This window comes from Bacillus sp. AF62 (assembly GCF_050312695.1).
GTDB lineage: Bacteria > Bacillota > Bacilli > Bacillales > Bacillaceae_G > Bacillus_A > Bacillus_A cereus.
The window spans coordinates 1-25410 of the sequence record NZ_JBNPJZ010000067.1 but is presented as its reverse complement, the minus strand read 5'-3'; the positions used below and the strand labels follow the sequence as shown (position 1 = coordinate 25410).

Below are 25410 nucleotides of genomic sequence, written 5' to 3'. Positions count from 1 at the left end.
CTTAATATACATAGAACTCATATACATCATATCAATTTTGTAAAATATTGTAATAAAAGAGAGGGTTTATCAATAAATACCTTACTATTCTGTTTCTTTTTTCTCAAATCTATAACACTTAAACATGTATCAATTCTCAAGCACATTTTTAAAATTTTTTCCCCCTGATAAACAAATGTACCAGTTGATGGCAAGGAGAGTATATACAAAAGAGAGAGTATTTTCATTTCACTTTTCTTTAAATAAAAGCCAAATAGCCGTTCATAATGAACGACTATTTGCATCTAACTAATAATTAGAAGGTTCTTCATGTTAATCTATTTTGTTTAATCCCGTTGAAGTAACTTGATAGGTTCTTTTTTTGCCTATATATTCTTGTTTATTATTCTCAAGGTTAATAAGTGTAGCGCGTGTCTTTTCCTTTACTGCTTCCCCTTCTATATGGGTAATCTCAATGTAATCTCCCGCTTTTACGGGCACCTTTTGGATTTCAGCAGTTGGTTGTCTATTTCCCACTATTTCCTTATTATACACAACACTACCGGTCGAATTCTTTACTGTAATACTTGCATACGTATTATTAAAGTAAGAATGTGGTACGCCTGCTTCTAAATTCACCTGCATTTTCTCTGTTGTCCTATTATAATCAACTTTTGCGATTTCTCTATCACTATATCCTTTTAATGACCACCCAAAATGATTTCCATCTAAAACCGTTGTTTCTGGCATTTCTTCTACTTTCTTCAAGCCTTCTGTTGTAACTTCGTACATGACTTTTTTTCCAAAGCTTTCTTGTTTACTGCTGTCTACATTTATTAAAGTAGCTCTATGCACACCTTCTAGGTGTGTCAACTCAATATAATCTCCTACTTTAACTGGAACTTTTTGCGATTCAGCATTTTGTTGTTTGTTTCCATAAATGTCTTTATTGTATACTACTTTCCCTGTTGCATTTTGTACTTGAATACTCGCATACGTTTCATTAAAATAATGATGCGGTACGCCTGCTTTTAAGTCGATTTGCATTTCTTCTGTCGACTTATTAAAATTAACTTTTGCAAACTCGAAATCACTAATTCCTTTTAGTGACCATGCAAATTGATTTCCATCTAAAATTGTAGCTTCGGGCATTTTTTCTGCTTTCTTCAGACCTTCCTTTGTAACTTGGTATATTGCTTTTTTTCCAAAGCTTTCTTGTTTACTATTACCTACATTTGTTAAAGTAGCTCTATGAATACCTTCTAGATGTGTTAATTCAATATAGTCTCCTACTTTGACTGGAACTCTTTGTGATTCAGCATTTTGTTGTTTGTTTCCATAAATGTCTTTATTGTATACTACTTTTCCTGTTGCACTTTGTACTTTAATACTCGCATACGTTTCATTAAAATAATGATGCGGTACGCCTGATTTTAAGTCGATTTGCATTTCTTCCGTTGACTTATTGAAATTAATTTTTGCAAACTCAAATTCACTAATTCCTTTTAGTGACCATGCAAACTGGTTTCCTTCTAAAATACTAGAAGAGTTCGGGATATCTGAATTAAAACCTAAGTTATCTAATATAGATTTTAGATCAGGTAAAACACCTATTCTATCATTCCACGGATCTTGAGATTTTGTTCCTGTATTCGGATTACTTAAGATATTTCTTAATTCGGCTGGTGTATAAGGAGAACCTCGATGTTCTTTAGCAATACCTTGAATCGAAGTTGCTGCTCCAGCAATAATTGGTGAAGCACTTGATGTTCCACTAAATGTTGATGTATATAAATTTGTAGTATTTTGACTTGAATTTGCTGATGTTGTATCAACATTTTCTCCCCATCCATATACATCTAATCGACTTCCATAATTTGAAAACCATAAACGTTTATGTGGAACAGTTGATGATCCCGCCCCAACCATAATAGCACCTGAATCCTTGAAGTCTGGACTATTTCGATTTAAGATCTTTTTTCCATTACGATCTTTAAAATTATCTAAGTCGTTTGAACCATTTGCGCCAGCTTCTATAATAATAATCCCTTTATCTGCACCAACACGAATTGCATCAAAAATATCTGGATGTACTTCTACAGGTAAATATTTATCCCCATACCCATCATACGAAGCTTGTGCCTCTAATAAAAGAATATCTCCCGCTTGTAAATTATGTACAGCACTTAAAATAGCATCCGCTGTATTATAAATTCCATTATCCCTAATCTGGGATATTACTTTTACATATGCTTTTGGTGCAATTCCAATATTTCCAATTTGATTATCTTCAGATGAAACAATTCCTAATACAGAAGTACCATGAGCTCTATGCTGGCTTATATTTTGTCCCGACATAAGCTTAATATTTTTATTGACTAAATCCTCATGGTTCAATAACCATCCATATTCCATATCCACAAAAGTTGTATCCTTCCCATCACCACCTTTAATGCTCCAAGCATGCGAGGCATTAATTCCCTTTGGTGCCGCTTCAAGATATCCTTGATTTTTAAATCTAGGATCATCGTACGGATTAACAGATAAATCTGATAACTGTATTTCAGGGGGTGTCAAAATTTGTTTTTCTTGTATATAAGCCTCCTCTACGAGAGGAGATGTTTCAAATTTTTTCAGTAATAATTCTATTTCTATGTTATTAGGGGCTTGTACAATATAATAATTTAATAAATTATTAGCTGATTCATTAGCAACTGATTTAGATTGTACTGATAACTTTTCAATCTCTATCGGATTTACAGATGAGAACAGACGATTCAAAGTAAGTTCTGTATTTTCAGAAAATAACTTTTTAAAATTTTTATCATAATCTCCATTTTTTATTCGTTTTTCAATACCATCTTCATAAGGTAAATCAATTTGATTTTTAAACTTTACAATTAATCTTTCTTCCTGTGAATCTCTTTCTTTGTATGTGACATTATAAGATTCAGCGTAAACTTTATTATGAATACTATCATTTTGTAGGATTAGATCTGTTCCTACAAATGTGGTCATTGCAATTGATGAAATTAGAAACCCTTTGAATATGTTCATACTATACCCGCCGATCTATATTTTCTTGAGAATTTTTTAATGCGTATAATGGTTAAGATTTTTATATAATATATAAATCTATAATTTAACTTTTGTAGTGAAATCTATGACTTTATTAATAATCCCATAGAGGTAACCTGATATATTCTTTTCTTTCCCATATACTCCTGTTTATTATTCTCAAGATTAGTAAGTGTGGCGCGTGTCTTTTCCTTTTGTGCTTCTCCCTCTATATGAGTAAACTCAATACAATCTCCTACCTTGACTGAAACAGTTTGGCTCTCAGCATCTTGTTGTCTATTTCCTATAATTTCTTTATTGTACAAAATATTACCGGATAAATTCTGGACTTTAATGCTTGCATACGTATTAGTAAAATAAGAATGGGGTATACCCGCTTCTAATTTAAGCTGCATTTTTTCTGTTGCTTTGTTATATTCTATTTTCGCGATTTCTCGATCATTATATCCCTTTAATGACCATGCAAATTGATTTCCATCTAAAACCGTTGTTTCTGGCATTTTCTCTACTTTCTTCAAGCCTTCTTTTGTAACTTGATATCTTGCTGTTTTTCCAATGGTTTCATTTTTGTTATTTTCAAGGTTAATTAAAGTTGCTCGCGTTTTTTCCTTTGTTGCTTCTCCTTCTATATGGGTAAATTCAATGTAATCCCCTACCTTGACAGGCACAGTTTGGCTTTCAGCATTTTGTTGTTTTTTTCCCACGATTTCCTTATTGTACAGAACGTTACCAGAAGAATTCTGGACCTTAATACTCGCATACGTACTAGCAAAATAGGAATGTGGTACACCTGCTTCTAGTTTTACCTTCATCTCTTCTACCGTTTTATCATAATCTACTTTTGCAATTTCTCTATCACTATATCCTTTTAATGACCATGCAAACTTGTTTCCTTCTAAAATTGTTGCTTCTGGCATTTTTTCTACTTTCTTCAGACCTTCCTTTGTAACTTCGTATATGGCTTTTTTTCCAAAGCTCTCTTGTTTACTATTATCTACATTTGTAAGAGTAGCTCTATGTACACCTTCTAGATGTGTTAACTCTATATAATCGCCTACTTTGACTGGAACTTTTTGCGATTCAGCATTTTGCTGTTTGTTTCCATAAATCTCTTTGTTATAGACCACTTTACCTGATGTGTTTTGCACTTTAATACTTGCATATGTACTATCAAAGTAGTCATGTGGTACACCTGCTTTTAGATTAATTTGCATTTCTTCTGTTGATTTATTTAAATTTACTTTCGCAAATTCGAAATCTCCAATCCCTTTCAGCGACCATGCAAATTCATTACCTTCAAAAATGTTTGGAGATTCATTTTTGATTTGTACCTTTTTCTCAACAGTTTGATCAAATATATCCGTTAATACAATTTTTGCATAAGCATTTGTTGGTAATGATATAGATTGACTGATTACATTTTGATAGGATTTAATATCATTAATTACGTTAATAGGTTGGCCCGTCATATTTTCATTGTTATAAATTTCAATTTTCCCCTTAAATTGCGGTGTACTATTTTCTTTTAGTTTCCAAGATACATTTAATTTTTCATTTTCATAATATATAGATTGGATATCAAAATCTAATTTTCCTATTTCAGGTTGAGTAGGTTGATTTAGCTTGAATATTTTTCCTGACCCAATAGTAGACTGCGTATTACCTCCTGCTTTGACCCATACATATTCTGAAGTAGATCCTCCATCATATTGATAAGTATTATCATGCGTTCCAGAAATACTTTGATTATTCCAAGAACTCCATTGTTTATCAACTAATTTTCGGCTATAACCATTTTTTAGGCGCGCTTCTCGAACATTCTGTCCACTATCAGCCCAGTCTTCTTGAAACATTCCTAATCCATGATTAAATGCAACATTAGCAACCGGAAAGTCCATAATTGCAATTTGATGCCATTTATTCTTTGTTACATCTTTCATCCATTGTCCAAATTTAGTATGACCATTTTCTTGCCATGAACGCATTGTCATTGTGTACCAATTGTAGTCTTTCCAACCATAAGTTGTTTGAACCTTCATTCCTGTTCCTTCTCCTCCAAAGGGTCCAGCTTGCGAATTCGGAGATAAGTATTCGGCCTTTATTGCTTCTTTAGAGGAAATTGGATCCCATAAGGCAAAATGTAAAGTGCGTTTTCCATTTTCATCAAACCCACTTTGTTGTTGAAAACCAGCATATCCTCCAGCTTCACCACCTGCATTCCAGTTGTGTACAGCCCAGTACGTATAAGGTGGAGTCTGAACTGGTGACCAGTCTATACTAATAATATCTGAGGCAGGTATATTTTGGGGACTCACATAAACTGCTGGAGCAGCTGAATGTGTTGAAGCTTTAGTGTGCGAAATAGACGTTCCAAACATAGAAAACATGCTACATGCTGCGGTCATTATAATAACTTTATTAAATCTTTTCTTCGTTTTCTGACTAATCACTAATCTACATCCTTTTCTAATTTTTATTATTGAATAATAACTTAGTAGAGAAATCTATCAAAATTCAAACAACATCCAGTAAATCTTTAAAATACTGCCCCAATTTTATGTTGTTCTATCTTCACATCTGATTCTTACATGTTATTTGATTGTAAGTGGTTTCCATAAAGATAACGCAAATATCCAATTCGGGTCACCATTTCCTTGATGATTTTGAACCGCTTCATACACCGTCCCTTGATGTTCTACTTTATCGCCCTTTGTATATGCCTTCTTTGGATCCCATTTTTCATAAGATACATTTTGATCTTTGGTTTTTACCGGAAGAATTTCACTTTGAATTGATGTATTTCCAGCTGCATCTACAGCCTTCACTGCATATTTATATTCCTTATTAGCTGTTAAGTTTTGATCAATAAATGTCGTTCCTTGTACGGTTTGAATCAATTGTCCATCACGTAATACCTGATATTCTTTTACACCTATATTATCTGTAGAAGGATTCCATTTTAGCTCTACACTGTTAGAAGTAAGGTTACTTGCATATAATCCTTGTGGCTGTGTGGGCGCTTCTGTATCTGGTTTCGGATTAACAATTTGATTTACTTTTTTCAGGCCATCCTTTGTAACTTCATACATTACTTTTTTATCAAGGTTTTCACGTTTATTGTTATCTAAATTTATTAATGTTGCCCTCTCTCTGCCTTCTAAATGTGTAAGCTCAATAAGATCACCGGTCTTTACTGAAACTTTTTGTGTTCCAGCATTTTGCTGTTTATTCCCATAAAACTCCTTGTTATATACTACTTTACCTGATGTGTTTTGCACTTTAATACTTGCATATGTACTATCAAAGTAGTTATGTGGTACACCTGCTTTTAGATCAATTTGCATTTCTTCTGTTGATTTATTTAAATTTACTTTTGCGAATTCAAAATCTCCAATCCCTTTCAGCGACCATGCAAACTGGTTTCCTTCTAAAATATTATTTACATCAGGCATATCTGGTTTAATTGGATTAGAATCCGTACCCTTCCAAATCTCTGCTGTTAAAATTGGATATCCTAATGCAGCTATCTTTTGAATGGTATCGTTATTTGGACGTAATCCCCACTTCTCAAAGAAAGGAATCAAATTTTGTTTGGCTACTTTTGATGCTGAAATCATAAATAATTGTTTTTTATTTTCATCAGTTTGTGGAAGTTCACTTGAAGGCATGTCTCTATACAATTGATGCAATTTAGGATAAAAATCCTCTCCATATGCTAACTGTAGTTGCCAAAGCATAACAAGCTTTACAAAAACATCGCTAATTTCATCATAATTTTTATTCACTTGTTCTAGATATTGAAACGCTTTTGGATAAATTCCATTTTTCTCTAAGTTGGATGTTTGATTAAATGCTTTTTCTACAGAAAGGCTGTATATATTATTTTGTACTTCTGTCATATTATAAAACTTCCAGGGTGATTGTTGTCTTAAATGTCCTGCCTCATGCCAAGGACCCCATCCATCTTTTACAAATTTATTAATATCTAACACGTATTGGATTGCATCTCCTACATATGCTGTTCGATAAGAAGTTGCATACATATAATAATCAGGAGAATGATTTTCTTCTACGTAATGAACATAATGTTTATCTACTTGTTCTTCAGATAATCCAGCTACTTTGTCTTGAATTCGAGTAGCTTCATCCATCTTTTTTAAGAGTTGTACAGGATCTGTATTAGAACCCAACAAATATTTCTTAACACGTGCAGGGCTGGCCGTAATTAATACACGTTCGCCTTTTAACTCCACTGCATGTGCATTAGGATATTGGTCCAGCATGTTTATTAAATCTTGTTTCGTATGCTTTCCTAGTTCAAAGAAAGGCGTAGTCGTTCCACCTGTTGTGATTGTTGTTCGAATGGTACCACCTTGCTGTTTATTATAAAAATAAATCAGCCCCCCATTTGGAGATTGGATTGTGTTTACACCAGGTTTTAATGTAAATGATTTTATCTTAGAATCTTCTCTCCAAGAAGCATCATACGAATACGTTCCAATATATACCTGAATATCTTGATTACCTTCTACATTAATCGTTATTTGTTCATTTGGTTTTGCATATAAACCAGTTGGTTCATATGGACTAAATGCCATACTTTTTCTTTCCTGTTGTTTTAGTACCTCAACATCTCCTTTTCCTGGGACTGTAAATGTTATATTTTCTGATTTAACTGACTTTTCACTTTGCAGTGATGTCGATAAATTTTTTTGCTGCTCCTTTTGCTCCGCAAAGACATCTGATGAAGAAATCATTCCAGTCGCAAGCATAGTTACTGTAGCAGTAGCTGCAAGTATTTTTCTAGTTTTATGTTTTGAATTATCCCCCATATTATCTCCCTCATTTTTCCTTAGTACTCTTAAGGATTTTTTGTTTTCTTCTTCATGTTTTTACAATCTAAACTATTCATACTATTTAAGTTGTGTCTATTACTCTATATTTTTTCATAAATATCTCCTTTTCTTTATTTATTATTGTATATAAATGTTATCTGATGACACATTAAATAACAACTTTACGATAAACTCATCGATAACAGCCTATTATGTTTTGATTCTGTATTCTAAACTTCCATCTAATTGGAGAAATACACCCAATTGGAGAAATAAGTAAATAATTTTCAGCATTTAAGGGTTCGGATCTCACAAAAAAATTCATAAAACTTTTTTCACTTTAAAGGTTAATATAATTGCAACCACATTTGTTTAAACCTCCACCTTTTTTGAAAAAAAGCATCTAATTCTATTTGAATTAGATGCTTACATTTAGTCCTTAGGACAAATATTCTAAACTATTTATGCGCCTGCAAATCTTTTTTTATTACTTCCCAGAGTGAATTATCTTGACGCATCGGTTTACCCTCTTCATCCCATTTTATTTTTCCTGTTCCCAATTCATAATTCATCCCTGTCCATGTGTCTTCACGGAATGCATAGAATGATTTATGCCATCCTTTTTGGTTAAAGATAAAAATAAGATCTTGCATGTATTGGGTAGCACCTGGAACAGTACGGTTAATTCCAAACTCCTCTGCAATAATTCGATTAGATGGTACATGATTTTTCTTAGACCATTGTTGGATTGGCTTCAAAAACTTCTCTAATCCCTGCTTATTCCACATTACAGGTTTCTCTAAGTCTCCTACTTTTACTAATCCTGGATATTGATATTCTTTATTTTTCTTTTCACCTTGACTCGTTAATTCATATGGTTCATACATATGAAATGCATATAGGGTTTTTTTATCATTTACTGGTTTTAAATATTTACAGGCCCATGGAGTAGCATATAAACCTGAATCTACAATAATCGGTGTTTCTTGGTCTACTTCACGAATGGAATTAATCACCTTTTGATAAAATCTGTTTAAATCCGCTGTCGTTCCCTCCACTTTTGCATACCATTTCTCGTAATCTTCCGTCCAAAAATCATTATATCTATTATTTTTAGCTGTTTCTGGATGTGGTTCATTTATAATATTATAACCAACCACCGCGGGGTGATCTTTTAGTTCCAGAGCGAGATCCTTCCAAAATTGACTTGCTTGTTCTTGATACTTCTCTTCTTCCCATATTCTGTCGTCATTCTTATTATTATTAAATTGGCGCCATCGATCACCAGGTAAGGATAACATTGTAAGAACAACTTTCATTCCTTGTGATTGTGCGGCATCTAAATCCGCCTTTAATTTTTCTAAATCCTCCTTTACTAATCCCTGATAGTTATCTGCATTACCTATCAGAAAATCCTTTCCAGAAGTATCTGGTTTATCCTCAAATAGAAAATCTTTATCTTTTGCCCATTTATCAGGTGCTAAACGTACATATTCAATATTAGCTTCTTTTGCACTTTTATAGTTTTCAGGTAATGACGTACTATTCATGAAATTAGTACCCTTTCTTTTCGAATCCCAAAAACTAATTTTTGAATCGCCTTTGTGGTATGTATCAGCTCTTACATTCATTTCCTGTACTCCGAAACTCATCATGCCTAATAACGCAACAATTGGCAAAATTTTTTCACAACTTTTCCTTCTTTCTCTTTATATTTAACACACATAACATACCTTTGTTTTGTTACAGGAATATGGCAATTCCCCAAAAATTCCTTTTAAATTTATACAGTGGTAGTTCATTCATAAAAAAAGAGATAATTAGAACGTTGCTTCATTTTCAAAGAAACAAAAAAGGAATCCTTTACGGATTCCTTTTTGCAATGCACTCTTTTTCAAATGGTACATTTTGCACCTACTTTTAGTATACCTTATAATTCCTATAAAATAAATAAGATTAACTGAAATTTACTTCACACTGTGATAGAAAACATAATTAAGAAGCGCAGATAACTAAATATTATCCCTTTTATTAAATAAAAAAGATTAAATAATTCCCCCTCCAAACTAGGACCCTTTTACACTTTTTTTACAAATATTATTATAGTTAGATAAACCAAATCATTACCCCATTAACAAAGAGACTCCATAATCGGAGTCCCTTTGTTAATTAGCTATTAAAAATGATAGCATGTGATTATTGTATAATTTTTTCCTTTTTTAGATCTGCATATTCTTCTACGAAATCCCATAAACCTTGCTTTTCGAAGTAAGAAATACTTTTTTCACTTCTTCTAAGAGTTTAATTGCTTCATCTTCATTAAGAGAACGTAAAATATTGAAATGATATACATACTCTTCATTTCCTAATTCCATACAAACTGCTAATCCTTTTTCAAATTGCTTTAAGAATATACAAGCTGTCCCTAATGTGTTTTCACAAGAAGCAACTTTCACCTCATACCCCATTAGCCCAAAATACAAGGAATATAGATACTTATTTTACTTTCAAAGGCTGAAACCTTGCTGCATAACTATTGAAAATAAACATAAGAAAGACGTTCAAACCCATATAGATAGAACGTCTTTTCACTTTACTTTATACATATACTGATTTTTCACTTATTCATTTTGCATTGTACTTAAAAAATCCATAAATTCATCTTCATTTACAGGTTTACTGTAGTAATAGCCCTGAATTAGATAACACGCATTACGTTGTAACACTGTTAATTGTTCCTTCGTTTCTACCCCTTCTGCTATCACTTTCATGTTTAAAGTATGAGCAAGTGAAATAATGGTTTGTATAATTTCATCTCCATCAGTAGAAGTTCCGATCCTATTAACAAATTCTCTTGGAATTTTCAAAGTATCAATTGGATAAAGAGGCAAATACGCTAGTGAAGAATAACCTGTACCAAAATCGTCAATTGATAAATGTACACCATATGATTTTAATACTTTTAACTTCGATAAGGTTTCTTTTTCATCTACCATTGCTATTCGCTCTGTTAATTCCAAATCAATCGAATTAGCAGGTACTCCTATCTCTTCTATGGTAGATATCATTGTTTGAACAAAATCTTTCTGTTCAAACTCTATAGCTGATAAATTTATCCCCATCTTTAGATTTGAATAGCCCGCAGAATGCCATTCTTTCAGTTGTCGACACGCTTTCTGTAACGTCCACTTCCCAATTGAAATAATCTGCGCCGTTTCTTCTGCGATAGGTATAAACTCAAAAGGAGAAATCAGCCCAAGCTCTGGATGTTGCCATCGTATTAAAGCCTCTGCACCAATAACCTTACCTGCCTTACTATCAATTTGTGGTTGATACAATAAAAACAACTCATTATTTTCAATTGCATTTGGTAAATCCTGTTCTAATCGTAATCGACGAGTTACTTTTTGTGATAATGTCTCGTCATACATACAAACAGCATTGTTACCTTTTTCCTTTGCGCTATACATAGCGATATCAGCGTGTTGTAAAAGTGTAGTAGTATTTATTCCTCCAAATGGATACACTGCTATTCCTATACTAAGAGATAAGTAAAAACTATGCTGATTTACTACAAATGGTTCTTCAGTTATACGAAATAGAGTTTTACACAAATCCAATAGCTGTTGCTCTGTTTGGTTATGGACAATGATTGCAAACTCATCTCCACCTATTCTTGCTAGGGGAATAGTCGGTGACAGACATGTCCTAAAACGTTTGGCAACTTCTTTTAAAACTCTGTCACCAATCGAATGACCCAATGTATCATTAATGGTCTTAAAGCGGTTTAAATCAATATACAGGAGCCCGAACTTATCCTGTGTTTTTTGTGCACGCTTAATGGATCTATCTAATTCTTGTTGGAAGAATATACGATTTCCAATCTCCGTCACCGTATCATGGAATGCAAGATAATTTATCTCATCCTGTTGTTGTTTCATCCTCGTTATGTCTTTTACCATTACATAACTCCCAAAGGTTTGTCCTTCTATCATAATAGGAACTATAGTGACATACCAAAAGAGGATATCCTTCTCATTGTTATTTTTCACACGTAACTGTAACGAAGATGAACTACATCGTTTCCCTTTCTTTATAGCCGATTCCAATTCAGATTTATCTTCATCTAAAAAAATAGAGAAGCACTCTTTCCCTATTAATGCAGCACTTTCTTTTCCTAATAACATACTTCCAGCCTGGTTTATATTTAATACGATACCATTTGAATCAATCGTTAAAATAGGATCTGGATGATACTCATATAAAGACTTAAATCTCTCTTGATTTTTTACCAAATCATTAGATTTGTTTATTAAATCCCTTGTTCTTTGAGATACTGTTTGTTCTAATTGATTATTAAACACTTTTAAGGTCTCGGTTAAATCTTTGTTTTGCATTCGTACAATTGTATGACGAATCAGTACAAATACAAAAGCAATACAATTTCCCGTAATCAATGTAGCTGAAGAAGTTTGTTCTTTCAAAGTAAAGCCAATTAAGACTGCAACTGCAAGATAAGGAAATATGACAAGAAGTTTCCTTCCAAATGTTGGATTGACAATGAAATAATTTCTTTTAGAAGAAGTATTCTTTGGGATTGTAGCAGCAATAGCGATAAATAATAGGAAAACTCTATACAAACACCTTAATAATATAACTGAACGATCTGACAAATCATCTTGTAAGTAAAAATATAAGTAGTCCGTAATAGCCAATCCAGTTAATACTAGGATAAAAATAAACAATTTACTTTTTGCATTGAAAATAGCAGGTCGAAAGATTAGTGTAACTCCAAGTAATAGAAGCAATAAATCTATAATCGGAAAAATAAATGAAAGAAAAACATCTCCAATTGAAAAGAATAAGATATTTGCAGAAGGTTTATTAAATAGGTACCACTCTAATGTAAAAATAGCAGTAACAACAATGCATAAATCACAAAGTAAATACGCTTTCTCCCATTTGTTACATTCCATCATAATTTTATAAAAAAACGCAAAGAGAAAGAAAAATAAGAAAAACAACAAAAATACATCAGAGATATTAAAATTTTGTATTGGTAATTCTACATTAAGTACTTGAAAAGCAGATATGCAATTTCCTATCAGGAAACACCCTATCGCAATAATTATGCAAATCCAGAATACTCCTAACTTAATTTTTCTGGATAATATAGAATACAGTAATGAGATAAATACAGTAGTTTCAACAACTAAAGATGATAGCCGGATATTAAAATCTGATACGAAATAATGATTCGGAAGAACAAATAAAAATATACAACAAAAGCTTATATAAGCTATTAAAGCCAATATCAATACATAAAATTGCACATATGCATGTTTACGCAATGGACTCACCTTCTTGAGTTTTTTCTATACTTTTATTAAGAAATGTCTTGATAGTGGCACAACTCCTACTAATTAAAATGTGTGCTACCTATTATCCATATTATGACCTTTTTAAAAGATTTCTTTCTACATACAACAGTCTTATTAACTTTTTGTAGATGTTTACAATTTTCAATACTGAGGATTCCAAAAAGGATTAGTTAAAAAATGTAGTTTTTCAAGTATTTGTGCATCGTAAATTTGGATTGTACAACTTATCTATTCTTTAAATATGAGATACAATCTAATCCTCTATTGAATTATAGTTAGTTGCTAACTGTCACACTTAAAAAGGGATGAAAATATACTATCTTTAACATAGAAATTCGAATTAGTTTTCGAAACTAACTGTAACTATTATAGTTACATCTCAAGTTGATGTCAATTTCATATTCCCTCCGAACTCAAAGAATTATAAATAATCTAGGATTAGGTGAAGCTGAAGCTGATATTGCATCTCCCTAAAAAGAATGTTACTCTAAAAGCAGAATTATGAAAGGAATGATGGATGAACAATGATTAACTAATTTATATTTTAAGTTGAATTTCATAACTTCAAACTACAAAATATAGGGTTAGTCTATCCATTTTTAAAATTCAGTTCATACTTTATTTGTCATGATTCAAATGATTAATAAGTACTTATTAAGTATAGACGAAAGACTAATCCTTCCGATTACAATTGGGGATTTTTTTATTCCCGTTTATGTTAGTTGGAACTTATTAATTGTTAAATGTACCTAACAAATAAAGGAGCGAGAAAAATGAGTACTTCAGACACTATTGTTACACATGTAATGCTCTATATAAGTCGTTAATATCCATCAAACTTATATAGAGCAATTAAAAAATGGATGGATGTTCCGACTTTATATGAAACGTTTCGATATATAAAGGCGGAATTATTATGTCAATGATAAAAGTCCAAGATTTAACTTTTTCATACCCAGGTAGCTTTGATAATATTTTTGAAAGTGTAAACTTCCAAATAGATACGGATTGGAAGCTAGGATTTATTGGTAGAAACGGACGAGGTAAAACGACATTCTTTAATTTATTGTTAGGAAATTATGAGTATGGTGGAAAAATCCTTGCTTCGGTAGAATTCAATTACTTCCCCTATTCTGTTGCAGATAAGAACAAATTCACTCATGAAATCCTTGAAGAAATTTGTCCCCAAGCAGAAGATTGGGAATTTCTGCGTGAGATATCCTATTTAAATGTTGATGCTGAGGTCATGTACAGACCATTTAAAACATTATCAAACGGGGAACAAACAAAGGTGTTGCTTGCTGCACTGTTTTTAAATGAGGGTCAATTCCTATTAATTGATGAACCAACAAATCACTTAGATACTGATGCACGCAAGATAGTCTCTGCTTATCTAAGGAAGAAAAAAGGATTTATTTTAATTTCACATGACAGAATCTTTTTAGATGGGTGCGTTGACCATATCCTATCTATAAATAGAGCAAATATTGAAGTACAGAGTGGTAACTATTCTTCTTGGAAGTTAAATTTTGATAGACAGCAAGAGCACGAAGAGGCTACAAATGAGCGTCTACAAAAAGACATAGGGAGATTAAAACAGTCTTCCAAGCGTTCCGCAAGTTGGTCACATGATGTGGAAGCTTCAAAAAATGGAACGAAGAATTCAGGCTCTAAGTTGGATAAGGGGTTTGTAGGACATAAAGCAGCCAAGATGATGAAAAGAGCAAAAAACCTTGAATCAAGGCAACAAAAAGCTATTGAAGAAAAGTCAAAATTACTAAAAAATGTGGAGAAAACTGAGTCCTTAAAATTGGAACAATTACAATTTAAATCAAATGAATTGATTACTTTGGCTGATGTGTCCGTTAAGTACGATGACCAAATTGTGAATGAGTCGATTAGCTTCATAGTTGAACAAGGTGACCGAATTGTACTTGATGGAACGAATGGGAGCGGAAAAAGTAGTATCCTAAAACTAATTCTAGGACATCCGATACAGCATACAGGCTTAGTTATTTTAGGTACAGGACTCATCATTTCCTATGTCCAACAAGATACTTCTCATTTAAAGGGATCGCTATCAGACTTTATTGAAGAGCACAAGATTGATGAGACCTTATTTAAATCCATCCTACGTAAGATGGACTTTGACCGAATTCAATTTGAGAAAGATATATCTCATTATTCTGGTGGACAAAAGAAAAAACTGCTTATCGCTAAAAGCTTATGTGAAAAAGCTCATATATATATATGGGATGAACCACTAAATTTTATAGATATCTATTCCCGTATGCAAATCGAAGAGCTTATTCAACAATTTAATCCCACAATGGTTATTGTTGAGCATGATAAAGCATTTCAACAAACAGTTGCAACGAAAACTATATCTATGTAGCTCAAAACGAATACTTGAAAATATAATCAGCAAATTGAGTCCTTGAACTATAAAAAGTTTAAGGACGTGTTAAAAAAAGCCTAATTTCTCTACAATACATTGAGAAATTAGGCTTTAAATAGTAATAATAGAATTCATAAACACTGAATAATTTACACGTTAGGTTTATCTGTTAATGCAGTAACAATCCTGTTCACTAAGTCTTCTGGCATCCATTCATGATTTGTATCATTCGTTTCATTTGGCCCTAAAGAATCAATAAATTTTTTAAACTTTGGAAATAAAACAATAGAAGTAATCCAATGTATCGTATGATTTATGGAGAAGAAATGAAAAACTCCTTGCTTTTCACCCTCCTGTAATATTTCTTTTAACTGTTCAAAATTACCTATGAAATACGGTTTAATCTTTTCTAATCGTGCACTTTCCTTAATAATCTCCTCATATGCCAATGATCCAATTTCAGGGTTCTCTTTTATATGTGTAGTAAAAACCGTTAAATATTCTCTAAGGGCATTGATAGGATCAAATTGATTCTTCTCAAGAAAATTGGGTAGCTCATTAGCAAGACCATATTTCTTAAACACCTCATAATATAGGTTTTCTTTCCCATTAAAATAGTAAGAGGCCATAGCAACATTCACTTTCGCTTCTTTTGCAATTTCTTGTATGCTCGTACCTTCGTAGCCACGCTCTCCAAATTTTTTCTTAGCAGCCTTTAAGATATTTTCCATCGTCTGCTCTCGAGATTTCCCCATTTCACACACCTCAAATAGTATATATTTCACTTCAAAAACCCAATAAGGACTTTGAATAGAGTATCTTATTAATGAAATTTAATTATATATTTAAAGTGGTAACTTAACAACCAATGAAGTTCTGATTACTTTAAACAAGATCCCCTTGCGTAGCATCAATAGCTTTCAAATACTTTACGCTCTTTTCTAATCGAGTGAAAGTATGGACAAAAAACATCTAACTTTATCTTAATTTCGTGTGCAAACAAAAAAATAATAAGGACCAAAGTTTATCTATTTTATAGATAAACTTTGATCAGTGGGGGTTTTGTTCATCCCCACTGATTATTAGTTGAACCAATCGGGCTTTTACGGGCAGCCCGGCCCCCCACTTAACTTCTTTGCTTCCGCTGAATTTTCAGTTTGGGGTCTTACTGCCCGTTAATGCGGGATAAACTAGTATAATCGTATCTTGATGAAATAATTATCCATCAATCGTCCATCATTTTCTGACTAGATCTGTTTAATCTCGATATAAGGTCCTTTAATGTTTAATTTGTTAATATCATTAGATATATTGCCTACAGTTGATTTTTCATTAAAAGTATAGACCTTTTCACCATTTACAAAGATACCCCAATTTTTATCTTCGTAACTGATACCATAACCAGCATTGCTAGACGTAGCTTTGAGTTGATTTCCATTCATTGAAAGAGATAATTTCCCTTTTCCTTTGTTAAGTTTATCATTCACGCTGTTGATACTATTCATTTGTTCTTCAAGGGCTTTTTGGTTATCAAGAGTAACTTGATGGTTTTTCCAGTCTAATTTATAGTGGTTCGTAAAGAATTCATTATATGTATCTTTATTATTTGTTCCCCGCCATTTTGAACTTACCCATTCGATATTGTACTGATCTGAAATTCTACGATTTGTTATTTTTAAATCTGAAGTAGTTTCTGTTTTATCAGCAGTAATAACCGCTACTACGTTTGGAGAAAAACCATATCCTGTTAAAGCTGGTACTGTATCTTTTGAAACAAAATTATTCGTTCCTTCATTATAACTACGTGATTTCATAAATAGTTGATTACCATAGAAAGTATTGAAAGAATCACGATTATAAATTCCCCACTCTGGGAAATTAAATGATTGGAATCCTACTTTCCAATTTAATTTTTTATCTGTGTGAGTCTCTAATACCGTTTTATAATCTACTTGATCATAAGATACACTTTCTTTCCAAGCAAAGCTACCTGTGATACTTGCATCGGCATTTGGCCCTTTATCATTTACTCCTACTTTAACACTTCCACCAAGTGTATACCCTACCTCAGAAGTGACCTATGCTGAAGTCATTGTATTAACTGGGGCAGCTTTATGGAATTGAGCACTATCACCACTTGTTATTTCTGCTTCAGTATGATAGGCTGATGGCCATTTTAAACCTGCGTTATAGTATCCGCTATTAATTGTATATTTAGCATCTATATTACTACCATCAGTGGTAACAATTGCAATCTTTTTATCTGCGTAAGGATCCTCAATAAAAGAAACTTTTATTGAATTTTTGATATTCTGCTTCATGTCATAAGTAGTTTTAAAACTATTATAGACCTTCCCACCATTTTGAAGATTTTCTACAGTTCCTTTAGAATCTGCAAATGCAGATGTTGCTTGTAAACCAAATGATCCAGACATAATAACGGACGCTACCGCAACGCATTTAGCTATTTCTTTTGCTTTTTTCATACAGACAGCCACTCCTTCTTAAACATTTAAATGATATAAATATATTATTTCTAGTTCACAAAAATAGAGATAGATTCATAGCCATACAATATAGAAATTCATTAACTTTTATGACACTAACTAAAAACACATGTTTCACAAATCTTCCTCTCACTATTATTGATAACTATTATCAACATTATTAAAACATAAAATAACGATTTAAAATTGTTGTTTGAAAAACTGCAAAAAAATTATAGAATTCTTCATTTCGAGAATTACTATATTTTCAATTACTTATTACAGCCTATATTCAGATACATTATTTCCTTTCCATTCATAATAATCTAAAATTCCTTCATAAATGGCTTCTGCTGCAATTTGTCTGCCATTTTCCGTAGATAATTTACTGTAATCAATACCATTATCTATAAACGCCAGTTCCGTCAACACAGCTGGCATGTCATTTTCTCTTATAACATGAAGGTCTCCATGTTTAACTCCTCTATCTCGTGTTTGAAGTGCCTCTACTAAACGTGTTTGAATTTTTTCCGCTAAAACACGACTTTCTTCCACATGAGGATTTGTTTTTTCGGATTTAGAAGATTTATAGTAATATGTTTCTGTCCCTTTTGCATTACAATTAAAAGCATTTGCATGTACGCTTATAAAGATATCACCCTGATTTTTCTTAGCAAATTTAACACGTTCCTGTAAAGAACTTTTTTGATCATGTCCTGGTCTACTATCAGATTGACGAGTTAATAAAACTGTAAATGGTGTATGCTTTTCAAGTAATTGTTGTAGACGTAAAGAAGTGTCTAGTACAATCTTACTTTCAGGTAATCCCTTTGTGGATTTCCCAGGATCTTCGCCACCATGTCCAGGATCAATAATGATTATTTTGCTTTCTAATGGGTTTTTTGGACGATGTTGCATCATATCTGTTTTTGCAGTAAGTTGAGCAGCTTCAGCACGTGTTATAAATCTATTTGGTTGCCAACCGTTCTCAGTACCATTAGAAATTTTCAAACCGATTAAAATATTGGCATATTTTTCTCCCCAATGGCCTTTTAAATCTTCAAATTTAACCTGCTCGTTATGATTTGGTGTGCTTTGTAGTTTATATGCATTTACTAGCATCGTAGCCATAGCAGCGCGAGTTACTTTTCCGGATGGATTGAAGATTCCATTACCCTCACCTTTAACAATACCAGCTTTTTCAGCAGCAGCAATATACGGAGTAGCCCAGTGGTTTTGTGAATCTGTAAATGATGGTTTTGCATTAGAGTCAATTTGTATACCTAAAACTTTTGTCATAATTTTTGTAGCTGAAGCTCTGTCTAATGAGTCATTTGAACCGAAAGTTCCGTCTGGATAGCCATTCAATACCTGTTTATCAACTAAATAATTAACGGATTTGTCCGCCCATGCAGGAACATCTGGGAACTTATGAGTATTTGCAAATGTATTAGATGAGTAGGATAATAAACTTCCAGCAAGAATTCCTGTAGCAATTAATTTGTATTTCAAAATGTAACACCTCTATCAATTTATTACAATTTGGTAAATATATCATTTATAATTAATCTTTAAATAATACGACCTTGAATAAAGAATAGATTAATTCGTTTATATCACTATATAACGGATAATGAATTTAAAATCGGACTATTACTCCAAAAATAATCCTCGGACATACACTTATAGATAGAGATTATTAAATGTACTCACCAACATTGTGTAACCAGTATAGTTACTTATATATACGAGTGTCAATTAAAATAACCTTACAATTTTGTAAGATAACCACCTTAATAGTAAACCAAGTAATTATTAAATATAATAAATAGTTACTAGATATAATAAAATAACAATCTTAAATTTTGAACAAAGACTAATTATTTTAATAGGAAAATAACTTATAACCACCGCATTTTCAACAATGCTTTTGAATCCTACTTTACTCTATAATTCTCTGTTATATTCCAACGTGAATGCTCCTATAATATAGTCAATTGCTGCAATGAATACTACTACTTATAACATTGTATTCCCTCAAAAAACATCTCTAGACGCCACCTAAAGTAGCCTTTATTAATACATTCACACAATCCATCTTTTCATTCCCTTAAGACATCCTCAAATTTTACAAGGACTGAAAAAAGAAGAGGGATACCTTCCCTCTTCACCAAAAAAATTAAAAAACACCTTAATTTATATCCCCTGCCTTTTACAATCTCACGTCTATTGATAGCCAGTTTAATTCTTCAATTCTATTTTCATAGATTCATGTATTCTTCTAAAGTCTGCTTTTGTTTATATATATTTTTAGCAATATCTCCTACATAGCGAATATGCCAAGGTTCATATGCATAACCTGTAATACTTTCCTTTCCCTTAGGATAACGAATGATAAACCCTGTACAATGCGCGTTTTCTTTCAGCCATTTTCCTTCCTTCGTATTAGCAAAGGATAACTCTAGTTCATTGTTCGCACTTTTAGAAGAAACGTCCATTGTTAACCCTGTTTGATGCTCGCTATGTCCTGGTTTTGCCGAGAAGCGATCCGTATGCTCTTGTCCTTTTCTTTTCACATTGTTTGTATACAATCGTTGTTGATAGTCATAGGAACGAAATCCCGAAACAGCATTTAACTGAATCCCCTCCTGCTTTGCTAAATCAAATAACCTTTCCAGTGCTTCTGCCGCCTCTTTACGGAGGTGGCTCTTTTCTACCGTTCCACTAAATGAGAATGGTACATTTGGTACAACTAAATCCTCTGGTTTATAGTCTTCGGGTAATCCATATTCCTTATTAACTACAGCCTGTATACTAGCAAAAGAACTTTCATTGTATTTTGATTGCCCTTTTCCTCTACTATCTTTCTCTTTATTTATGGAGTTTTCACGAGATTCATAGTTCGTCTTATCTGGTTCTTTACCAATAGATTGATTGGTGTAAATTATAAAGATACCTAACATCATAATTGCACAAATGAAAATCCCTACTAATTTAAGTCTCATTATTCATTTCCTTCCTGCAACTCTTACTATTTCTCGTTCATAATATCTCAACCATATCAAATTCATATTAATTTGAAGTGAACTTTTGTTCTTACCATATTTCTTAATAGAAAGACTGTATATCCTTCTATTTGTTTGACGTCATTAAGATGCTCACAAATATAAATAAATTCTATTCCTACATATAGATAAAAAATCTAAAAATTTATATAATAAGATTAGAAGTGTAGCGTATTATTATTGAAGGGTCTTGGTATAATGCTAGGCATTAATGTAAAAAAAACAAATGAAGAGTTAATTATTTCATGGCAATTGGCGGAGATTACAATTCCATTACGTGATGTGATTGAGGTTACCGAAGATGCTACCTATGCTGGTGTTGAAGAAGTAGATGTAATACGTATTGGAACAGCTTATGGGACAACAGACCGTATTTTAATTAAAACAGTAAAACAAAATTATGTATTATTTACTACAAATAAAGTTGCTATTTTAAATGCCATTTACGCTTAAATATAGGAGTCTTCTTGGCTAAAATGATAAAAATAAGCACATCTTGTTATAAAAACAGATGTGCTTATTTTTTAATTTCTATGCATTTTTACGTTTCAAGAAAATAACTCCACCAACAATTAACAGTAATGCGCCTGCAGCCATAGAGATCCAACTTGTAAGATTAGTACCTGTTTGTGGTAACCATCCAATTTTAGATTGAATTTCTTGCTTAGGTTGTGGTTGTTCTTTTACTTGCTCGTTAGGCTGCTCTGGTGTTGGAGTATTTTCATCTGAATTTGGCTGTTCTGGTTTAGGTTGTTCCGGCTTTACCTCTTTAAATTTCACTGTTTGTCCCTTATCTTCAATTTCAGCGTGAATAGCTACTAATATATTATCTTGATACAGTTCTTCAAATACTACTACTTCTTTACCTTGTAATGCAGAAGCATTAAATGTGAAATCTAGTGTGATAGAACCATTCTTCTCTTTAGCAATAAACTTAGATTCTACTGTTACTTCTTTACCATCAACTAATAATGGCTTGTTTGTTGCTTTATCCATCAGTTTACCTTTTACAACATACTCTTTACCCACGATTAAGTCTTTGTATTCCACTTTATCTTGGATTGTTACAGATTTAGAAGCGTCTAACTCTTTAGAACCATCAGCTTTGTTTGTAGCTGTCGTTTTAATAGAAGGTTCTACAAATCGAACTGTTTGACCTACATCGTTAATGTCAGCATGTGTTGCAATTACTTGACCTTCATGTAATAAGTCTTCAAACACGACTACTTCTCTTCCTTGCTGTTCAGCACCAACAAAAGTAAAGTCTAATGTTACAAAACCGTTCTTTTCTTTTGCAGTAAACTTCGTTTCAGCTGTTACTTCTTTTCCATCAATTAATAATGGTTTGTTAATAGCTTTGTTCATTAGTTTACCTTTTACAGTGTACTCTTTACCTACAACTAAGTTAGTATACTCCACTTTGTCTTGAATAGTGATAGAATCCTTTGAATGAATCTCTTTTCCACCATCAGCTTTGTTTGTTGCTGTCGTTTTTACTGATGGCTTAACGAACTTAACTGTTTGACCTTTATCATTGATATCAGCATGTGTTGTAACAATTTTTCCTTCTTTCAATAACTCTTCGAATACTACTACCTCTTTTTCTTCTAAACCAGTTGCATCAAATGTGAAGTCTAATGTAATAGAACCATTTGCTTCTTTTGGTGTAAACTTCGTTTCAGCTGTTACTTCTTTACCATTTACAACTAATGGTTTATTAGTCTCTTTATTCATTAATTTACCTTTTAAAGTGTATTCTTTACCTACTTGTAGGTCTTTGTATTCCACTTTATCTTGGATTGTTACAGACTTAGACGTGTGCATTTCTTTTGTACCATCTGTTTTATCAGTAGCTGTTGTTTTTATTGAAGGAATCTTTTCATCTTTGACAATGTGTTTAATGATTTGACCATTCTCTTTAATTTCAAAAGAGAACGTTTCTTCATTTAATACATAACCTTTTGGTGCAACAGTTTCTTTATATGTGTATTTTCCAAATGGTAATTTTTCAAATTTAGCGATTCCTTTATCGTCTGTTTTTCCTTTTACTACTTCTTTTCCTGCTTCGTTATAAATCGTAAATTCTGCATTTGGAAGCTTGTTATTTCCATCAGCTACATCTACCTTTGTAATTTCTAGATCACCTTTGATAAGATGATTAACTGCCAATAACTCAATAATCTTTCCATGTTCCTTTATTTCGAACACAATTGGTTCTTTAACAAGAACATAACCATTTGGAGAAGCCTTTTCTACAAATGAATATTTCCCATACGCTAAATCTTTGACGTTAATCTCGCCATTTTTATCTGTCTTATATTCCCCAACTACTTTTCCACTTTCATCTTTCAATTCAAATACTGCACCTTCTAATTTTTTGCTAATATCTTCATTATCTACTTTTAGTAATTTTACACTACCTTTCACTTCGGTATTTTCCACCGTAAAAGTAAGTGTTTTATTGTGCTCTTTAATTTCAAAAGGATACTTTGTTTTACTTCCAATATATCCATTAGGTGTTTTTGTCTCTAAGAAATAATACTTACCATACGTAAGACCTTCAACGTTTGCAATTCCATTTTCTTTTGTTACTACTTTTTGCACTTCTTTTCCATCTTCAGTAAAGACTGTGAATTCAACATTTGGTAACATCTTTCCTGAATCACTGAGCTTTTTAATTTCGATGTTACCTTTTACTTTGTTATTTACTATTTGGACAGCTCCTGTTTCTCCTGTCTTAACTTCAATAGTTTGTGGTTTATCATCTGAAACATAGCCTGTTGGTGATTTAATTTCTTTTAATGTGTAAGTACCAATTGGTAAGTTGTTTAATTCTGCCATACCATCAGCACCAGTCGTGATTTTTCCAACTGATTCATTATTTGCATTAAAGACCTCAAATACTGCACCAGCTAAAACTTCTCCATTTTCTCCAACCTTTTTAATTTTTAAAGAACCAGCTGCTTCCCAATTTACTGCAAGATCACTACTAAGCTTTTCTTCATTTCTTTCTAATAGTACTGTAGCGTTCTGAACAGTATCCGTACCACGGTAAGCAATTGCTTGAACTTTAGTTAAATTAGCAGCTACACTTAAATTAAATTCACCCGTTTTTGTATTCTTAGGAATTTGGATACGAAATTTTTCTCCAACTGAAAGCTGATCTTTCACTTCTCCATTTTCACTAACAATTCTAACTCCATTAGGTGCATTTTCCGCTACTACCTTATAAGAACCACTCTTAGCATTTGTTTGTACTGAATATAAATTTGTTTCGAAGAATTCACCCTTTAATTCTGCTTTTTGCTTTTCAGCAGGAATCACATTCATAAAAACATCTTGAGTCTCTTCACTATTATTAGCATTACTAATAATAGCCTTAGCTGCTTTTTCAACATTTTTATTCTCATGTTTTAATTCATTTACATCGAGTTGACCTAATGCATTCCAAACCGCAAGTTGCGTTGCATAATGCGCTTCATTTTTATTAGCTACTCCCAGCTGTTCAGCACTTTTTTGCGGGAAACCATTTAATAAGACTCTATATACTACATTATCTGTTTTCCCCATTTCAGGAAGATCTTCACCATTTGGTGATTTTAATCCAAGGGTTAAGCAATAAGCAATTTGACCACTTGAATTTTTAATCATTTCAGTGCGAATGTACTTACCTAGACTATTACTATAACTCCAGTCCATTGAATATTTCTCATGCGTCATAACCTCTGCACTAGCCCTAGGTAAAAATACATTAAGGAATAATGCCAGTACTGATAATAATGTAAAAACTCTTATAATGACTCTCTTACCCAATTTTGTAACCTCCCTAGAATAAATTAATCCGAGTATATATCGCAATATCTAAAACATTCACGATCGACCCATTTATCATTATAAAACAATAAATTACAAATATTAAATAATTTTAATAAAATAGTCAAAAAATTTACACATTTTATTATTTATCAAGTTTTTTAACGAATTTACTATATACAAATTCTAAAACACGCCTACAATTTAAAAGACAAATATGTATGTTAAATATATAAATAGCAATTCTTTTGCTCCAGTTATTAAGCTTTCCCCCTATTAAAAATAGCCTTTTCATTTTCTTGAGGGTGTTGCAAAACTCATAAATATCCAAAAATGAATGCATAAAGAAACCCGTTTTCCTGGAAGAATGATAGT

Annotated in this window: 11 protein-coding genes and 2 pseudogenes; 2 read left to right on the top strand and 11 right to left on the bottom strand. The window is 32.3% G+C overall.

Going from position 1 to position 25410, the window contains the following annotated elements; all coding sequences use genetic code 11:
- Nucleotides 1-312 precede the first annotated feature (312 nt).
- The 6 genes and pseudogenes from ACQRBL_RS16160 to ACQRBL_RS16135 form a co-directional block, all read right to left on the bottom strand.
- Nucleotides 313-3036, bottom strand: coding sequence for a putative mucin/carbohydrate-binding domain-containing protein (locus tag ACQRBL_RS16160; protein WP_411996480.1), 2724 nt, complete (start codon nt 3034-3036; stop codon nt 313-315).
- A gap of 104 nt (nt 3037-3140) precedes the next feature.
- Entirely contained in the window at nt 3141-5507 is a 2367-nt protein-coding gene (locus ACQRBL_RS16155; protein ID WP_411996481.1) for a putative mucin/carbohydrate-binding domain-containing protein, read from the bottom strand.
- 141 nt (nt 5508-5648) lie between these two features.
- Nucleotides 5649-7889 carry a M60 family metallopeptidase gene (locus tag ACQRBL_RS16150; protein WP_411996482.1) on the bottom strand — a complete coding sequence of 747 codons (2241 nt, stop codon included), beginning with the start codon at nt 7887-7889 and terminating at the stop codon, nt 5649-5651.
- A gap of 461 nt (nt 7890-8350) precedes the next feature.
- Nucleotides 8351-9618 (bottom strand): annotated as a pseudogene (locus ACQRBL_RS16145) (glycoside hydrolase family 5 protein).
- 511 nt (nt 9619-10129) lie between these two features.
- Nucleotides 10130-10360, bottom strand: a complete 231-nt coding sequence (locus ACQRBL_RS16140) for a hypothetical protein (protein WP_063548262.1) — start codon at nt 10358-10360, stop codon at nt 10130-10132.
- 153 nt (nt 10361-10513) lie between these two features.
- Complete coding sequence (locus ACQRBL_RS16135; RefSeq protein WP_141528473.1) at nt 10514-13243, bottom strand: sensor domain-containing protein; 2730 nt, start codon at nt 13241-13243, stop codon at nt 10514-10516.
- 946 nt (nt 13244-14189) lie between these two features.
- Here ACQRBL_RS16135 and ACQRBL_RS16130 point away from each other — a divergent pair.
- The gene (locus ACQRBL_RS16130) at nt 14190-15668 is read left to right on the top strand and encodes an Lsa family ABC-F type ribosomal protection protein (protein WP_097919778.1); all 1479 of its coding nucleotides are present in this window, start codon (nt 14190-14192) and stop codon (nt 15666-15668) included.
- A 152-nt stretch (nt 15669-15820) separates the two neighbouring features.
- Here the strand turns inward: ACQRBL_RS16130 and hlyIIR are convergent, their stop codons facing one another.
- The 4 genes and pseudogenes from hlyIIR to ACQRBL_RS16110 all read right to left on the bottom strand — a co-directional run bounded on the left by hlyIIR (nt 15821) and on the right by ACQRBL_RS16110 (nt 21162).
- Nucleotides 15821-16426, bottom strand: a complete 606-nt coding sequence (gene hlyIIR / locus ACQRBL_RS16125) for a hemolysin II regulator HlyIIR (protein ID WP_016080734.1) — start codon at nt 16424-16426, stop codon at nt 15821-15823.
- Nucleotides 16427-16918: 492 nt separating this feature from the next.
- Nucleotides 16919-18157 (bottom strand): annotated as a pseudogene (gene hlyII / locus ACQRBL_RS16120) (hemolysin II HlyII).
- 279 nt (nt 18158-18436) lie between these two features.
- A complete protein-coding gene (locus tag ACQRBL_RS16115) occupies nt 18437-19669 on the bottom strand; it encodes an N-acetylmuramoyl-L-alanine amidase (RefSeq protein WP_411996483.1) in 1233 nt (410 codons plus the stop codon).
- 749 nt (nt 19670-20418) lie between these two features.
- Nucleotides 20419-21162, bottom strand: a complete 744-nt coding sequence (locus ACQRBL_RS16110; RefSeq protein WP_411996484.1) for a M15 family metallopeptidase — start codon at nt 21160-21162, stop codon at nt 20419-20421.
- 258 nt (nt 21163-21420) lie between these two features.
- Here ACQRBL_RS16110 and ACQRBL_RS16105 point away from each other — a divergent pair, with 258 nt between their 5' ends.
- The gene (locus ACQRBL_RS16105; protein WP_023522679.1) at nt 21421-21675 is read left to right on the top strand and encodes a hypothetical protein; all 255 of its coding nucleotides are present in this window, start codon (nt 21421-21423) and stop codon (nt 21673-21675) included.
- A gap of 78 nt (nt 21676-21753) precedes the next feature.
- On the opposite strand, the gene ACQRBL_RS16100 is transcribed toward ACQRBL_RS16105, so the two are convergent.
- Nucleotides 21754-25035, bottom strand: a complete 3282-nt coding sequence (locus ACQRBL_RS16100) for a VaFE repeat-containing surface-anchored protein (protein ID WP_411996485.1) — start codon at nt 25033-25035, stop codon at nt 21754-21756.
- Between the last annotated feature and the right edge of the window lie 375 nt (nt 25036-25410).

What these genes read in the sequence shown, in the direction of transcription:
- ACQRBL_RS16150 (WP_411996482.1), bottom strand. Translation starts at nt 7,889, where the DNA reads ATGGGGGATAATTCAAAACATAAAACTAGAAAAATACTTGCAGCTACT.
- ACQRBL_RS16130 (WP_097919778.1), top strand. Translation starts at nt 14,190, where the DNA reads ATGTCAATGATAAAAGTCCAAGATTTAACTTTTTCATACCCAGGTAGC.
- ACQRBL_RS16160 (WP_411996480.1), bottom strand. Translation starts at nt 3,036, where the DNA reads ATGAACATATTCAAAGGGTTTCTAATTTCATCAATTGCAATGACCACA.
- ACQRBL_RS16110 (WP_411996484.1), bottom strand. Translation starts at nt 21,162, where the DNA reads ATGAGACTTAAATTAGTAGGGATTTTCATTTGTGCAATTATGATGTTA.
- ACQRBL_RS16105 (WP_023522679.1), top strand. Translation starts at nt 21,421, where the DNA reads ATGCTAGGCATTAATGTAAAAAAAACAAATGAAGAGTTAATTATTTCA.
- ACQRBL_RS16140 (WP_063548262.1), bottom strand. Translation starts at nt 10,360, where the DNA reads ATGGGGTATGAGGTGAAAGTTGCTTCTTGTGAAAACACATTAGGGACA.
- hlyIIR (WP_016080734.1), bottom strand. Translation starts at nt 16,426, where the DNA reads ATGGGGAAATCTCGAGAGCAGACGATGGAAAATATCTTAAAGGCTGCT.